The organism is Arthrobacter sp. TmtSoilC48 (assembly GCF_059739425.1).
Map to the genome: position 1 here is coordinate 3,045,660 of NZ_AP046049.1, position 16,353 is coordinate 3,062,012.

Annotated in this window: 13 protein-coding genes; 3 read left to right on the top strand and 10 right to left on the bottom strand. The window is 59.6% G+C overall.

The genetic code is table 11. The features are described 5' to 3' along the window. Window positions 1-314: 314 nt before the first annotated feature. A complete protein-coding gene (locus tag AC6I97_RS14265) occupies window positions 315-1,094 on the top strand; it encodes an isocitrate lyase/PEP mutase family protein (RefSeq protein WP_497945229.1) in 780 nt (259 codons plus the stop codon). Window positions 1,095-1,305: 211 nt separating this feature from the next. On the opposite strand, the gene AC6I97_RS14270 is transcribed toward AC6I97_RS14265, so the two are convergent. Beyond that, entirely contained in the window at window positions 1,306-1,875 is a 570-nt protein-coding gene (locus AC6I97_RS14270; protein WP_497945230.1) for a hypothetical protein, read from the bottom strand. A 744-nt stretch (window positions 1,876-2,619) separates the two neighbouring features. After that, window positions 2,620-3,093 carry a hypothetical protein gene (locus tag AC6I97_RS14275; RefSeq protein ID WP_497945231.1) on the bottom strand — a complete coding sequence of 158 codons (474 nt, stop codon included), beginning with the start codon at window positions 3,091-3,093 and terminating at the stop codon, window positions 2,620-2,622. Between the two features lie 1,483 nt (window positions 3,094-4,576). Between AC6I97_RS14275 and AC6I97_RS14280 the strand changes: the two genes are divergently transcribed. Next, window positions 4,577-4,714 (top strand): hypothetical protein, encoded by a 138-nt coding sequence (locus AC6I97_RS14280; protein ID WP_217376615.1) that lies wholly within the window; start codon window positions 4,577-4,579, stop codon window positions 4,712-4,714. A gap of 225 nt (window positions 4,715-4,939) precedes the next feature. Here the strand turns inward: AC6I97_RS14280 and AC6I97_RS14285 are convergent, their stop codons facing one another. From AC6I97_RS14285 to AC6I97_RS14315, 7 genes are all read right to left on the bottom strand, one after another. After that, window positions 4,940-6,148, bottom strand: a complete 1,209-nt coding sequence (locus tag AC6I97_RS14285) for a cytochrome P450 (RefSeq protein WP_217376616.1) — start codon at window positions 6,146-6,148, stop codon at window positions 4,940-4,942. 29 nt (window positions 6,149-6,177) lie between these two features. Continuing rightward, window positions 6,178-7,149: a PDR/VanB family oxidoreductase gene (locus AC6I97_RS14290; RefSeq protein WP_497945232.1), complete on the bottom strand. Its 972-nt coding sequence runs from the start codon at window positions 7,147-7,149 to the stop codon at window positions 6,178-6,180. Between the two features lie 99 nt (window positions 7,150-7,248). Continuing rightward, a complete protein-coding gene (locus AC6I97_RS14295) occupies window positions 7,249-8,013 on the bottom strand; it encodes an IclR family transcriptional regulator (protein ID WP_217376617.1) in 765 nt (254 codons plus the stop codon). A gap of 29 nt (window positions 8,014-8,042) precedes the next feature. After that, window positions 8,043-8,909, bottom strand: a complete 867-nt coding sequence (locus AC6I97_RS14300) for an ATP-binding cassette domain-containing protein (RefSeq protein WP_497945233.1) — start codon at window positions 8,907-8,909, stop codon at window positions 8,043-8,045. Beyond that, window positions 8,906-10,735, bottom strand: a complete 1,830-nt coding sequence (locus AC6I97_RS14305) for a dipeptide/oligopeptide/nickel ABC transporter permease/ATP-binding protein (RefSeq protein ID WP_497945234.1) — start codon at window positions 10,733-10,735, stop codon at window positions 8,906-8,908. Before AC6I97_RS14305 ends, AC6I97_RS14300 begins: the two co-directional genes overlap by 4 nt. After that, window positions 10,732-11,673: an ABC transporter permease gene (locus AC6I97_RS14310; protein ID WP_497945235.1), complete on the bottom strand. Its 942-nt coding sequence runs from the start codon at window positions 11,671-11,673 to the stop codon at window positions 10,732-10,734. The genes AC6I97_RS14305 and AC6I97_RS14310 overlap by 4 nt, the downstream gene beginning before the upstream one ends. Before the next feature lie 60 nt (window positions 11,674-11,733). Next, a complete protein-coding gene (locus tag AC6I97_RS14315) occupies window positions 11,734-13,284 on the bottom strand; it encodes an ABC transporter substrate-binding protein (protein ID WP_497945236.1) in 1,551 nt (516 codons plus the stop codon). Window positions 13,285-13,594: 310 nt separating this feature from the next. Between AC6I97_RS14315 and AC6I97_RS14320 the strand changes: the two genes are divergently transcribed. Beyond that, window positions 13,595-14,542 carry a LysR family transcriptional regulator gene (locus AC6I97_RS14320; protein ID WP_217376621.1) on the top strand — a complete coding sequence of 316 codons (948 nt, stop codon included), beginning with the start codon at window positions 13,595-13,597 and terminating at the stop codon, window positions 14,540-14,542. Between the two features lie 32 nt (window positions 14,543-14,574). On the opposite strand, the gene uidA is transcribed toward AC6I97_RS14320, so the two are convergent. Next, entirely contained in the window at window positions 14,575-16,350 is a 1,776-nt protein-coding gene (gene uidA / locus AC6I97_RS14325; protein ID WP_497945237.1) for a beta-glucuronidase, read from the bottom strand. Window positions 16,351-16,353: the final 3 nt, after the last annotated feature.

A 16,353-nucleotide genomic window follows, 5' to 3' on the forward strand; every position in this document is an offset into this window, starting at 1 on the left:
TCACTGGAGAACAATCTTTGTTCAGAGACCGAGGGGAGCTGGATCAGGACACCACCGAACTTTAGCGCCTCAGGAGTCCCTCCATCTGTTCTCCGATGCGCACTCCATCCCTGTCCATCCAGTAGCGTCGAAGGATCCTATGGCTGACGCACGTGTCCATGATCTGCACCCCAGGTGCTCTAACACTCCCGACCGCAAGCCACGGCTGATCCGGATGAAGTCATCGACGTCGGCTCTAAAGCCCGCATGGAAAGGCGCCTTGCGTCTAGGCTGACTTAGGCGAGTGATCCCAACCATGACGACGGAGGACGACCATGACCGAATCAAATATCCATGCCCGGGCCGAGAAATTGAAGGCTCTGCATGAGGCACCGGAAATCCTGCGCGTGGTCAACGTGTGGGACGCCATCAGCGCTTCGACCGTTGCAGCTCTTCCTGAGACGAAAGCCATTGCCACCGCCGGGCACTCGATTGCGGCGGCGTATGGCTACGCCGATGGAAGCATGCCCCTGGATGTCGCGCTGGATGGCGTGAAGAGGATTGTCAACGCGGTTGAACTTCCGGTCACGGCAGACCTCGACGACGGCTATGAAGACCCAGCCGAAACCATCCGCCGGGCGATTGGCATCGGCGTCGTGGGCGCCAATGTCGAAGACCGCCTGCGTCCTTTCGATGAAGCCGCCGCCCGCGTGAAGGCGATCGTCGACGCCGCCAACGGCGAGGGCATCGCGTTCCAGCTGAACGCACGCACCGACGCCATTGCGAAGGGCGGCGACCGCCCGATCAAGGACAGAATTGAGGACGCCATTGCCCGTGGTCGCGCCTTCCTGGATACAGGAGCAGCGTTGGTATTCGTCCCTGGCGCCCTGACACGCGACGTTATCGAGCCGCTCGTCGCAGGCCTCGGACACGGCAAATTGTCTGTGATCGGCGCCCCCGGAGCGCTTCCTGCAGCCGAGCTCCAGAAACTCGGCGTTGCGCGTGTTTCCTACGGTCCCTTTACCCAGCGGGTCGCCTTGCGCGCCCTCCAGGATCTCGCAGCCGATCTGTACGGTTCCGGCGTCATCCCCAAGGACACCCCGGCCCTGAACTAAACCAAGGAAACCGGTCCGGCATCACCGGCGGGGCCGGTCATGAGCCGGATCGCGTGTCGTAGGCTACTCGGGTGGCTGCCGATGATGCACCGGATGAATCATTGATTCAGATCCTGGCCTTGACCCGGCATGTTTACATCACGTGGCATCGCGAAGTGCCAATAAACCCTGCGGCCACAACTGGACTGCTGGAACGCGGGTCGAGCCCAGGCTAGGGTGCGGCGAGAACTTCAATGATCGCGAGCTCCCACTGGTCGGATGTTGGGGACGTGTCATTGATCGTCACGGGCGTTCCGGTTGTCGGTGTGGTGGAGTTCTGTCGTTGGACCCAGTACGTGTCTCCCGCAGGCGCGAGGAACTGGTCGACGAGGGTCTGATTCGACCCTGGCGTATGGGATATCGGGTTGGACCAGTCCGTGCCGACGCCCCAGAGCCAGGAACCGGCCCTCGTGGTGGTGAGGGTGGCCGTTGGCGCGCCCGAGGAGGCGTTCGCACCCAGTGTTGCACCTGTCGTGATGTCTGCCCCGCGGAAGGCGACAACCGTCATGGCGGCATGCCAACTGCCCGAGGCTTGTGTGGCGGTGATGGTCGCATTCGAAAGCGGGCCGGGGGCGACCGCTTGCCAGATCTCGGCGGTGCCAGGTTGCGTGTTGGTTCTTTGTCGGAGCGTCCAGCTGAGCCCTGCGCCGGAAACGGCCGCAATCCGGGCTGAATTGGCGGAGTTCGGTCCATCCGAACTGATGAAGGCAAGGATAAGTTCGTTGGAGGCGGTGGTTGTCACCCCGGTTGTGCTGATCGTCGTCGTGCTGGTTCCTTGGTGAGCGGAGACGAGGGCTCCTGACTCTTGATGAATGCGTAGAGAACATCCATCGCAGGAGGGCTACGAGCCCTTCAGCTTTCAAGACACAGAATCCGTTTCACCACGAACCACGGAGAGCCGGCAAACGTCGGCGTAATGGTCCGTGCCCGCCGCCGGTACCGTGGGCTGTCGCAGTAGGCCCTGCCGACAGCGCAGGGGTTTCCCGGAGATTCCTCATCGATCTCGAAGCCGGCCACGAACGCGCCGAACTCCGCAAGACCCTGGCCATCCTCACGGCCTCGGTCTGTCGCGGCGACGGTCGCCAACGAACCACCGAGAGCCGGACATGCTCGACGATCTGCACGCCTGGTGCCCCAAGGCCATACGGCCCTACCTGATGAACGTCGCACCAGCGACAACAGAACAAATTCCACTCGTGCGTGAAAACCCGCCAGCCAGTCGGCAGCCCAGAGTCTCGACGCGCCACGAGTCCAGGACCACCTGCAGTCCAGTCAGGTGGGGCACTTTGCATAGCGCCACAGGTTGACCAAAGGGTCGGCAAGGCTAGAAGGCGTTAGATTTCCCTCGGGTGAAGCTAGACGTACCGGTATACCCGGATTGGTCCCATAGACATTGAAAGGGCCGAATGTCTTGAATCTAGTCTGCGATTCGCCGGCCTTCTGATACTTCAGTTGAAGAGAAAACTGCCAATTCTCTTGGCAAGCATCATTCCTTACTTTGAATGTCGCTGCTGCATCCTTTGTTACCGAAAAACGGTTCGAATGCGCCCCCTTGAAAAGCCGCGAAGCTCGTATCCTGACTCGATGGGCGAACTGATGGTTTATCGATACGCGCCGTCAGGAAAACACTTTTGTCGCCCAGACTGCCACATCCACCATAAGACTTTACGTAAATCCACTGCGGAGGGTTCTCAAGCTTTTTACGGTCAATAACCGTTAGAGACAACACCGTGAATGACGATGAGTCCGCAGCTGACAGGTTGAGCTGCAGAAATCCAGACTCCCATAACCCAGCTCGCACTGGAGCCTGGGCCGTAGACAAAGAGGTCACTTCGGACAGATCGACTTTATCCTCGGCGGCTGGGAGCGGGGACATCATAGCTAATGATTGCAGACCGCAGCCATAATTCGAATTACCCCAGTCTTCCACTACAGCTATATCGGAGGCTTCTGCCTCCATCCTCTGATAAATGATCGGCGTAGCGACACCAGCGACAGCCGCAAGGCAAGCCGCCGCGGCAATAAACAGTGTACGCCGCTGGAATTTGCGAGACTCTTCGCGAACACGACGCTCACCGCGGCAAATTGCTCATGGAAGATGGTATCCCCTTCCGCGAACTCGCGGGCAGGCACGTGAGAAATCGGGCATTTATGAAGCATAGACCGGGACTGCAAATGAGTCGCGGCCATTAGCGCCGGTCTATGGTGGCCTGAAACGGAAAGGCGTCTTTCCCAGCAAAGGATAGGCTCGCCGCGACCAGGTTCTCGTAACTGTTGGCCGCTTTATCCGTTCCGTCACTGCACTGTTGCACACAACATTCCACCTGCATACGCCATTGCGCTACCTGACTGGCCAACCTGTAGGTCGATCTGTCGCGGGACTAAGTTCGCAAGCGGGAACGGCCGAGATTGGCATCGTGCTTGAACCTGGTTTCTCGCCCTGCGATCGTGCAGACTTGCAAGAACCGCTAGTCTCAACTCGCTCTGATACACAGGGCATCGTGGGAATACCCGCGTAACGCGGGAACCATCCCGGCAAGCAGCGATACCCCGGGCAGCCGCACGTCTCCAAAGGCAGGATCCGTTGGGTGGAGGCACGCATCGAACGTTTTGGGCTGCGACAGACGGCACTATCCGGAACCACCGTCGGGCATTTCCTAGTGGTGGAAGGTCGGCAACCGTAGCTCGCCAGAATCGTCACCAGCGGCACGGCCGGCGCCGAAGTCTACGGGGAGTCCATCTCTTCAGAAGCAGCCGAAGCCTTCGGCAGCCAAACCCCCGTCCTGCGCGTTGTCCTGCTCGGGCCAGGGAACGAACGCAGCCATGCACTGGCCTTCGTGTCCACCAATCCCAGACGCCCAGGTTGTGCACATTGTGCAGAACCTGCTTTTGGTTCAGCAGCCACGCGTGGACACTGTCCACACCCCTTTGTGCTGACATTTGGCCCTCAGCAGTCCCTTCCCGGCAACAGGAAGACGGAGACGGGGAGCAATTTCCTCAAGAGATTTCCTTCTAGTCATGTCCTTCCACAACGCCGGGACATGAATAAGTGAGGCCAACAACGGCCACCAACAAGGGTCAGAAAGGAGGCCCAATCACCCCACACCCCATCAGGCGGAGGGTCAACCAGCCACGACCCTGAACCCGCTCCCCCACAACCAAACAGGCGACCCGCGGCGCCAGGCACACCCCGCGGCCAGTGTCACAGGGACCTGACCAACCAGAATGTACACACGTTAAAGCAAAAACCCCCTCTGACGAGGGGGTATGCCGTGCCCGAGGTGGGACTCGAACGCGATTCCCGCCCTTGCCATTGCTGGGAAGTCGCGGAAACATGCCGAATCCGGGCCAATCCGGCGGCTGTACGGGCCAGTCCGAGGCGGAAAGTGTGGACAATGTCCACGCCTTTTCCTGACCGCCCACCAACTCTGGAGGCGAAGAACTTGCCCACCGCAAAGAATGTCCTGAGGCTCATCGCCTACCACCAGTTCACGCACATCAGCGACCGGCTCGTGGTCGATGTCCCCGGCATCGACCGATCACGCGAACACATCGCCCCATCAGCTCGCCTTCGACGCTGACCCCGGCTACCGCTTTGCACGCTCACCGACAGCTTGCTCGGCACCGGCATCATCCCAGACTGGAACATTGACAAAACCCGTCTACCGAACCCGCCTCGACATGCCCTGGGAAGGGCCGGGGCCGACCAAATTCCGGCGAACTCACGACAGTAAGGTGCCTTTGGGACGGAATCTGCCGGGTTCTGTAGTTTCCGGGGCCCTTTTTATGGGGGCCCGATTGTTCCTTTAGGCAAGTTGCACGCGGAGGGGCAAAGATTCCCAAGCCCGCAGCGTGTTGTTGTGGTGCCGACGCGTAGGACCCATGATCTCTATGGACCGAATGCGCTTGGCCAAAACATTCAGGATGGTTGAAGCCTCTAACCGTGCAATGTGCTGACCCACGCATTGGTGGATGCCGAATCCGAAGCCCACATGCCCGGACGGGTCCCGGTTCAGGTCAAAGAGATCGGGGTTCACCCAACGGCGAGGATCGCGATTAGCTGACCCCAGAAACATGAGGATCTTTTGCCCCTCTGGAATGAGTGTGGTCCCCACTTGGACGTCTCGGGTGGCGGTACGGAAAAACGTCTGCACGGGCGACTCCCAGCGTACTGCTTCGTCGAAAGCCACACGCGCGAGGGCCGGTTCCTGCCGCAGTCGTCGCCATTGGTCCGGGTTGGTGGCGAAGGCGTATAACACAGCGGCCAGACCGTTGACGGTCGTATCGACACCTGCAGTGAGCAACGATCGGACAATCAGGGGTGCCTGTGCCTCGGTGATGTCTCCCCGGTCGGCGGCAGCCCAAATTTGAGAACCAAAACCGTCCTCAGACAGCTCATTGCGGGAACATTTGGCGGCGATTGAGGCTGACAGTTCGGCAACCCGCTGTGCACCCTTTTCGACGAGCTCGTTAGGTGGCCCGAACGCGTTGAAGACATGGTCGCCATAGGGAAGGAGGTCTTCGCGGCCCTCTTGGGGTATGCCGACGGCATCGGGAAAAACCCTCAACGGGAACGCGGCAGCCAAGTCAGCGACACCATCGAATTCAGGACCGTTCGCCAGCAGGGTATCGACCAATTCAGTCGCGTCTGCTGCCCAAGACTCGGTCAGACGGCGAATCTCGCGGGGACCGAGAATTTTAGTAAGGATGGCGCGGGGCGCATCGTGGTGGGGTGGGTCAGCCTCAAGAAGGAGGCTAGGTTGTCGCCACGGCTTCTCGTAGCGGAAATTGCTCAGCCCAACACCAGCGGCAGATTGAAAGGTCTGCCAGTTGGTCAGGGCGGCCTGGACCTCGGCGTAACGTCCCATCGCATAGACGTCGTATTTCTCCAGGTACACCACAGGCCCGCGCTCGCGCAGGTCTGCTTGGAATGGCAGGGGGTCCTCGAGCACGTCGTAGCTGAATGGGTCAGCGGAGCTGACCGGCCTAGTTGCGGTAATAGGTTGTGTTGTCATCTTTAGTTCCTTCTCAGGATCCGGTCCGGTCACAGGTCAAGGACGAGGAGGTTGCTGCATGAGCGTGAAACGCATGGGAACATGCAGTGGCCGGCAGCACGGTCAGCGTCTCCAAGAATGGAATCCCGGTGGTCAGGCTCACCCTTTAAGACGGTGACCTCACACGTGCCGCACGTGCCCTGACGGCAGGACGTAAGAATGTTGATTCCTGCGTCTTGAAGAGCATCGACAATGCTCATGTTCGGAGGAACAGTGATTGACAACCCGGCCGCGGCGAGCTCTACGTCAAAGGCCGTGTCCAGCGCCGGGGCGCCCTGGGCCTTTGCAGCGAAGTGTTCGAGGCGAAGCGATCCCATTGGCCAGTTAGCGCAGCGTTGCTCTACGGCTGCCAGTAGTCGCTGTGGTCCGCAGACGTAGGCTTTCGTACCTTTGCGGTGGTCACCGATGAGTTCATCCAAGTGACAGGGACCGCTTTCGTCCTTGGGAAAGACCAGAACCCGGTCACCATAGGCAGCCAGTTCATCAATGAACGCCATAGTTCCACGTGACCTGCCCAGGTACAGCAGCTTCCACTCAGCCCCAAGCATGTCTGCCTGCTTAATCATCGGAAGGAGCGGGGTGATGCCAATACCTCCCGCAATGAACAGGTACTCTTCCGACGGCGCGAGGTGGAAATTGTTGCGTGGGCCGCCAAGCTCGACCATGGCCCCTTCAGTCAACTCCTCGTGAATGAAGGCCGAGCCGCCGCGCCCGGTCCGTTCATGGTGCACGGCGATGCGGTAGTTATAGGGATCCCAACGGTCTCCGCAGAGCGAATATTGTCGGTTCACTCCTGTCGGTAGGACTACGTCCACATGCGCACCCGGGGTCCAGTCAGGCAACCTGCGCCCATCTGGATGGGTCAGAGTCAGGGCAACCACATCGGTTGAAACCCTGACCTTCGATGTCACTGTCAGCTTGATCTGTGACTGGCTGGCAATAACGTCTGTTCCTTCGAACACGTCGGCTCCCTTGCTCAGATTGTTCTATGCCAAGCCTCACTCATGGGCGACTGTCCCGGAAAGGCGATTCTCAATCAGTGAGAACGAACCTTCGTGGAGCTACAAAGTTGGGGATGCCGGGTACCTCATGGCGCGGGAAACGGCTGCTGAAGCCGCTTGGAGGATGACTATGTGGGAACGGGCGGATATTTCATTCGGCACTACGATTGCCAGGGCAGCCGCTACGTCCCCTGTTGCGTCTCTCACGGGCACGGCAATTCCGGCCGCGTCAGGATGCAGGTGGCCGGGCAGAAATGCATATCCGAGCCGGCGAACCTCGGCCAGCGATGTCCGAAGCTCCGAGGGGGTGTTGATGGTATTCTCCGTGAATACCTCCAGCGGCTGCCTCAGTATTCGCTCTTGCTGCGCTAGTGGGGCATACGCCAGGAGCAGCAGACCTGCAGATGAAGCATGGAGGGGAAGCCTTCCCGCTACCTTGGTGAAGTTGATGACGGCCCCTGGAGCGGTGAGACGCTCGACAAAAAGCACGTCGTCTCCTTCCATGACGCCCAGCTGAATGTGCTGGCCCACAATCGCGTGGAGATCCTCCATGACTGGCATGGCCGCTTCCCGGAGACTAAGCGTGGGCGAGGCCCGTGAAGCCATCTCCCACATCCGAACCCCGATCTGGACTTTCCGCCTTTCGTCTCGTTCAAGCCACCCAAGTGTGCAAAGCTCTTCCACTAGACGCGACGCTGTGGCAACGTGCAATGCGGACCGTCGAGCGAGCTCTGTTATAGACAACGTGGTCTCGCCTGGTCCGAAGGCCTCTAAGAGACGAATGGCCCGCGATAGAACGGACTCCCCTCCCTGAGTACGTGGCATTCTATTGCTCCCGATAGGCGTAGGTGCCGTTACAAGCGCCAGGATGTGCTGCCGGCGTTTAGCTCGTGCCAAGCAGCCCTGCGCACTGCCTGCTCGTCCGGGTCGGACAAAGGTGACGCGAGGAGCAGTCGTTGTGTGTACGGGTGCTGCGGATCGACCGTAACCTGCTCGGCGTCGCCCTCTTCCACAATGTTTCCCCGATACAGCACAGAAACTCGATCACTGACATATCTCACGACGTCGAGGTCGTGAGAAATGAACAGGTAGGCCACGCCGGTGTCTTGTTGGATTTCGGCGAAGAGATCAAGGACGCGCGCCTGCGTTGTAAGATCCAATGCACTGACCGGTTCGTCGCAGATAATCAACTTCGGTTTGGGCGCCAGAGCCCTGGCGATGGCAATCCTTTGACGCTGGCCGCCACTGAACTCCCGCGGCAGCCGGTCCATAGCGTCTGACGGCAAGTGGACTCTGTCGAGCAGGGTGCCGACCCTCTTGCGGGCGTCCTGTCCAGACGTGCCTGAAACCAACAATGGTTCGGACAACGTGTCACCGATTGTCCTTGCCGGGTTCAAGGAGCTGTACGGATCTTGGAATACGACTTGCAGCTCCTTGCTCACGGCACGCCGCTCACGCTGCTTCAGGTGGGTGATGTCACGGCCCTCCAGGTGGATGCGTCCTCCTGCTGCGGGTACGAGGCCAAGGATCGCCCGGCCTATGGTTGACTTGCCGGAACCGGACTCCCCCACGAGTCCGAGGGTCTCTCCGAACCCGAGGTGGAGTGAAACGCCGTGGAGGACCTGGAACGGCCGGGCGAGCCTCCGCTTCGGACGAAACTGTACTTTCAAGTCCTGGACTTCAAGGAGTCGGTCCGGGCCGCTTTCTGCCATCGTGCTCATCGTTCCTCCGTCGTTAGCGCTGGACGGGCTGTTTTGCGGGACTCGGCGTTTTTGACCATAGAGCCCAACAGCTTTTGGGTGTACTCATGGGTAGGCTGACGAATGATGTCCCGCACGGGGCCCTGTTCAACCACCGCGCCGGACTGCATGACTACTACCCGATCGCAGAGATCAGCCACCACTCCAAAGTTGTGGGTGATCAGTAGGACACCGAGCCCCAAACGTTGCTGCAGATCGCGCAGGACATCAAGTACTTCAGCCTGGACGGTGACATCGAGAGCTGTAGTGGGTTCATCGGCAACCAGCAGGTCCGGTTCGCAGCTGATGGCGCCGGCAATGAGAACCCGCTGGGCCATGCCGCCGGATATTTCATGCGGGTATGCGCGCATCGTACGGTCAGGGTCGGGAATTCCGACGCTAGCAAGTAGATCCTTGGCACGTTTTGTGGCCTCGTGCTTGGAGATGCCCAAGACCTCACGCATGGGGCTGGTGAGCTGGAATCCGATGGTGAATGCTGAGTCGAGGTTGCTCATGGGCTCTTGCGGGATGTAGCCGATTCGCTTGCCGCGGATGCCACTGTAGTGCTGTTGCCGGATTTTCGCATCTCCGGGTTTAACCAACCAGCGGTCATCGAAGGAGACGGAACCGCCGGTCACGATGGCCGCACCGGAAAGCAGCCCAAGCGCGGTAAAGGCTGATTGACTCTTGCCGGAGCCGGATTCACCTACGAGACCTACAACTTCACCGCGATCTACGGTGAAAGAGACATCTTTGACGACGGTCCGCAGCTCAGAAGGACCGGTTGGATAGGCGATGCTTAGCTTTCGGACATCCAGTAGATGTGCTGCTTCCGGTCGCTTCGGCGCGGTCTGTCCTTCGTTCATGTGCTCATGGTCGTCGTTGAAAGCCGGTGCCGCAGCCTTGGCCGTTCGTACCGGACGCTTACCTTTGACCTTTTCTGCGTCCTCAAGGGCGTCGCGAAGAGCATTGCCCAACAGGACGAAGGCAGCGGTTACGAGACCGATGGCGAGGGCCGGCCATAGAAGGCCAAGCGGGGTTTGGTATACGGTGACGAAGCCGTCACTCACCATCCCGCCCCACGTGACAGTGTTCGGGTCCCCCAGACCAAGGAAATCAAGTCCGGCCTGGACCGAGATTGCGATACCGCCCACGTTGGCCGTTTGGATAATCAGCGGCGCCCGGACAACAAGGAGTACGTGGCGTGCCATGATTCGGGCGTTGCTGAGACCGGCGACCCTGGCCGCGTCGACGTAGAGTTCGTTTCGGACCGACTGAACCGTGGAACGTGTCAGACGGAAGTACGAAGGGCTCACCATGATGCCCAAAGCAATCATAGCGATTACCAAGGACGGGCCGACGGCGGCGCGCACAGTCAGCAGAACGATGATCCCCGGCAGGGCCATCAGGACGTTGGCCACCCAGTTGGCCACGTCGTCGAGGAATCGCCCGTAGTATCCAGCCAGCAAGCCTGTGGGCACGCCAATCAGGAGGGCCGTCACCGTCACGATAATTACGCCTAGCAGGGTTGTCTGACTTCCCCAAAGCAGTCGGCTGTAGATATCGCGTCCGGCGCTATCGGTGCCGAGCAGGTTGGGGCCCCCGGGCGCGGCGAGGGAATTGCCGAGGTCTGCGTATTCGGGAGGGAATGGGGCTATTAGGGGTGCGAGGGCTGCTGCTGCTACGAGAGTGAGCAGCACGACGATGGGAAAAAGAGCGAATGAATTGCGGAGCAGGCGGCGCAGGGGGTGACTTCGCAAGGCGGCCGGAGCGACCGGCGCTGCGGTGGAGGAACTGACTTCGGTCATGACACACGCACCTTGGGGTTCAGCCAGCCGTTGACGAGGTCGACGATGAGATTGACGATGATGACGATAATGATGGTGTAGACGACCACGCCCATGACCAGGGGAATGTCGCCCGTGGAGGTTGCAGACACCGCGAGTGTTCCCATGCCGGGCAGCGCAAACATCTGTTCGATGATGACGACGCCGCCGAGCATTCCAACAAACTGCAGGCCAAGCAACGTCAAGGATGGTGGCGCCGCACTGCGAAGAACGTGACGGTACAGAATCACGTTTTCCCTCACTCCACGGCTGCGCAGGGTCCGCACGTAGTCCATCTCAAGCTGCTGGATGATGGCGCTGCGCAGTTGCTGTGTCATCGCGGTGATGGAACCGATGGTTAGGGCGAGCACGGGCAGGGTAAGGCTGGTTATCCATGGGGAAAGGCCGCCGCCTGGGTAGATCGTGCTGATCGCCGGGAACCAACCGAGTTGGATGGCGAAGAAGGTGACCAAGAAAAGCCCTATCAGGAAGTTGGGCAGTGCCGTTCCGATGACGCCTACGACTTGGATGGCACGGTCCGTCCATCCGCGCCGGACGGCGGAAACGACGGCAAGAATGACAGATATGACGACGGTCAATACGGTGGCAGCAATGACCATCGTCAGTGTGATGGGCAGGCGGTTGAGGATCGCTTCGAAGACCGGCTCGCCGTTGTACCAAGACTTACCGAAGTCTCCGTTGAGGGCACCAACCCACCACAGGCCCAGACGGGTCAGGAGAGGTTGGTTCAGGCCAAGTTCGGCTTCTTTAGCGGCGATCTGATCTTGGGTCGCATCGGTGCCGAGGATGTTCTGGGCGACTGTGCCACCGGAAAAGAACAGCAATATGTAAGTGAGGCAACAGACCACGACCAGTATGACGAGGCTCGACGCGAGTCGCCGGGTGATGAAGGCGAACACGGCCGCCCTCCTTCCGTTGGGGTTTTGGCGGGAAGGAGCGCGGCCCCTTCCCGCCGGTGTTTACTTCTTGGCGGGCAGGTAGTTATAGATGGACGGGCTGTTCTGGAATGCTTGCGGCAGCACGTCAACGACCTGCGGGTTGAAAGCCAATGGGCTGCCGACCCGGTACCACGGTGCGAACCAGGCGTTGTCCACGAGGTAGCGGTTCAGTTCCTGCCCGGCGTTCTCAGCATCGCCTGCGTTTCGGGTTTCCTCCAGGAGCTTGTTGAGCTCAGGGTTTTCCGACTTGAAGGCGTTGTAGGGCGCATCGGGGGACACTACTCGCTGAATCATTGTCCAGGTGGGACCTTGGCTGATGACCGACCATGGCATCGCGTACTGACCACCTGAAATCGAAGACTGGAACTCCTGTGGCGGAATGGACACGCGTTCTACGGTGATGCCTATCTCGCCGAGGGCCTGGACGATGAAGGGAGCTGCGAACTCCGATGGTTTGGCGAAAGCGATCTTTACCTTGAAACCGTCTGCGTAACCGGCGTCGGCCATCAACTTCCGGGCTTTTTCAACATCGTGCGGATAGGCGTTGTCGAGATCCTTCACGTACGCTGAGCTCTCTGGAGCGAACATCTGGCTTGTGACCTCACCACGTCCCAGCACCGCTTCCTTGAGCATGAGCTCACGATCGAAGGCATAGTTGATTGCCTGCCGGACGCGGACGTCTTTCAACCCGGGTGCTACCTTGCCATCTCTGTCCAACAGCAGCATGCCTTGGACAGAGGACGTCCAGTCGGTCACCTTGGCGCCGGTCTTTTCAGCTTGTGCGATCTGCGGGGGCTGGACATTCGCAACGTCTACTTGCTTGGCGGTGAGGGCATTCAAGCGCGCTGCCGGGTCGCTAAGCAGACGGAAAGTCATCATGTTCCAGTGCTGCAGCTCGGGCTTCCAGTAGCCATCACGGGCTTTGAAAATGTACTGGTTGCCGCGGACTGAGCCAGGGTCCAGAACATAAGGTCCGCTGCCGACCGGCTTTGTTTCCGCTGAGCCGTCTTTAAGGCTCGCGGGACTCGCTTGGAGGCCTGCCGCCTGACTGAGGTTGATCTCGAGCGCGGGATTCGGCCTGTCCAGCTTGATTCGGACCGTCTTGGCATCGACGACCTCTGTACCGGTAACGCCGTCGATCTGGTTGACCTGCGGCCCCTTGCCCTCACGGAAGTGGTCAAGGTTCGCCTTTGCAGCTTCGGCGTCGAACTTCGTCCCGTCGCTGAAGGTTACGTCGTCCCGGAGTTTGAGTTCGAGGACTGTCCGCTTGTCATCGGTGTAGCGCCACTCGGTGGCCAGTGCGGGGACGAGCTTCCCTTCGGTATCGACTCCGATGAGTGTGTCATAGACGCCACGGGCGAGCTCGAGTTGGGTTGCCACTCCTGCCTTGCCCGGATCCCATGACGGAATGTCATTGAGCATTGCGATCCGTATGTGATCGCCCTTTTGATCCCCGCCGGGGACCTGGGCGTTTCCTGTACCGGTGGTGCCGCCGCTGCCTCCGCAGGCGGTCAGCAGAGCGGTAGCCAGGGCGACGGCTGCGATGCCGGCTCCGCGCCTTCTTGACTTCATTTTTGGGCCTTCCTCATTGACTGCCGTGGTTGCCTAAAGGGCCAACCGATCTCGTTTTGGAATGTGCAGGGTGGGTGTCTGACCAGCCGCCTCAAAGGCGTTGGGGTTTCCTTGTTTGGCGGGTCTAGCCAGCATGAATCACTTTCATTACTACTGTGAGGCAGCTCATGTATCCGTGAAAGGGCCAATTCGGGATAGCTACTATTACCTATACTAATTTCACAGACAGGCACACGGGCGTGTAGCGGTCCCGCGAGGGCTCGCATTTGTACAGGTCCCCATATATAACGGCTCAAGGAGAAACCAAACCGTGAAGGGTATCGACCTAAACCTGGTTCCGTTGCTGCAGGTGCTCCTTGAGGTCCGGAATGTCTCGCGGGCGGCCGAGCAGCTTCAGATCAGCCAGCCCGCAGCCAGCACCGCTCTCGCCCGCCTGCGCCGACACTTCGATGATGAACTGCTGCTGCGGGTCGGGCGGAAATACGAACTGACGCCTTTTGCCCAGTCGCTTGTCCCGCTCGTTGACGAAGCAATGCAACAGATCCGGCTGATGGCCGGCGCGCGGTCACACTTTGACCCCACTACCACAGAGCGGGCGTTCAGGATCGTAGCTTCCGGGTATGCTGCTGCTCTCCTGATCGGCCCGATTAGGCGCATTCTTCGGGAAGAGGCACCGCGGGCGTCAGTCGAATTCGTTCCGCTGGGGTCCATAAAGCCTGAATTGGCCGAGTTCTCGCGGTTCGACTTGCTCGTCGCTCCAGCTGACTACGGCATGCCCGGATCCAGCCGGCATTTGTTCAGGGACAGCTTCGTGGCGATAGTTTCCGCCGATAACCCGATCTTGGAACGCGACTTCAACCTGGCTGAACTCGCCGGCATGCCCCACGTCGTCGCACGGATCGCCGACGTCATACGGACGCCCGCTGACATGCTGTTTGAACAATACGGCCTCAAACGCAACGTGGTGACCTCCGCGGCCGGGTTCAACTCGATGCCCCTGCTGGTGCAAGGCACGGACCTCGTAGCCCTCGTCCCGCGCATGCTGGCCATCAAGGCACAAAGCTCGGGCATCCGGATGCTGGATCTGCCCTTGGAAGACGAGGTGTATCTGGTCGAGTCATTGTTCTGGCATCCCGCCCAGACCAATGACCCGGCCAGCACCTGGTTACGCTCAGTTGTGCAACGCTCAGCAGCCCGTCTTTCGGATCTCTTCACGGACGACGTCGAAGAGCGGCTCCCGGCCGACCGGCACCAGTAAGGACGCCGCGCCGGCTGGCAGCAGGGTTGTTGCTAGTTCGAAGACCACCGCTTACGAAGGATGTGGGCCGCGGCCTTTGGCCGGCGGTCCCGGGTGAATACGCCCTTCTTGTTGCCGTCGACACGGATGACTCCGGTGGCTGTCTGGAAGTCTGCGAAGTTCCAGACGTGTTCTCCAACCACCGCTTCAATCCTGTCGAAGACCCGGTGGTACATCTCCAGGAACGCCGCCTGAAATTCTTCGCTCCAGGGCGTTTCATAAAGTGAGTGCAAGCCAGCTATCGTGTCGGCGCCGTATTCGGTGATAATTATCGGCTTGCCGTGCTTCGCTTCCCACTCCAGGAGCTCCTTTTCCAGGGCAGTTTCCGCGCTGCTCAGGTCTCCATGGTGGTGATACCAGCCGTAGTAGCGATTGATCATGACGACATCAAAGAGATCTGTGATCGTGTCCTTCTCAGGAGTATCGAAGCCCACATTGACATAGCCAACAGGCCTGGTGGCATCGAGCTTGCGTGTCAGCGCGGCCAAAGGTTCGAAGTACGGTCGGGCGCCTTCGTCCGAGGCGTTCGGCTCGTTAGCAATGCACCACATGACTACCGATGGGTGGTTCTTATCACGCGCTACGAGTTCTGCGATCGCTTGCCGATGGCTGGCTGCGGTGTCCTCGTTGACATAATCGTCGGAATAGGTGGACTTGGGCCCGGCTCCAAAGCCAAAGACCGTGTTGAGCCCGACGGCGCCTGTCTCATCAATCACGACGATGCCGTGGCGGTCGGCGTATTCCAAAACCTCTTCAGCGTAGGGGTAGTGCGTGGTGCGGAAAGAGTTGGCGCCAGTCCAGTCCAGCAACTGGAAGTCGTTCACCATAAGCGCTTGGTTGTGGCCCTTGCCAATTCCCGCGTGGTCCTCGTGCATGCCGAAGCCCTTGAAATAGAACGGTTGTCCGTTGATAAGGAATTGTTTGCCACGGATCTCGACGGTGCGAACACCAAATGACTGCCTGTAAGAGTCGACAAGCTCACCGTTCTGGTGAACTTCGGCAACAAGGCTGTAAAGGTAGCCGGCGCCGGGCTGCCAGAGGCTGACATCTGCCACACGGAGCACTCCTTCCCGGCCTTCACTTTCAGCCACTTGGCGGCCCTCGGCATCGAGAACTCGTACAGTGACGGTTTCCTCACCTCGCGCTCCGGCTACGTCGATGCTGTAGCTGACGTTTCCTACAGTCCCCGTGTAGTCGGTCGTCACGGTGACGTCCTCCACCCGGGCAACCGGTGTGCTGTAGAGCCAGATGCTGCGATGGAGGCCGGCATAATTGTAGAAATCATGCATGTACTGTTGCTGCCGGCGCCCGTCCTTTGTGACAGTGATGACTCCCGGTGGAATCGAAGCCTGGGTCAGTTCATTGTTGACCGCTATTGTGAGCCGGAACGTACCCCCTGCGGTGACGTGATCGGTGATGTCCGACGCGAACGGGGTATAGCCCCCTTGATGCTCCGCTACCAGGACCTCGTTGACGAAGACTTTGCCTTCATGCGTCGCCGAGTCCAGGCGTACGTGGATCCTTTGACCAGCCCACCCGCGTGGCACCTGCACATCGCGCTGGTACCACACGTAGCCCACATGGTCCCTTATCGCCTTATCAGGGAAAAGATCGTTATAGCTCGAGGGGACGGCTACTTCCATCTCAGTCCTTAGCGGACCTGCCTGCCATTTTTCTGCTAGTCCCGAGCGTTCAAAATCGACTTTGAACCTGTACAGGCCATCAAGATTGACGAGTTCCCGGGTCGGGCTGTTCTGTGGTTTCAACATGGT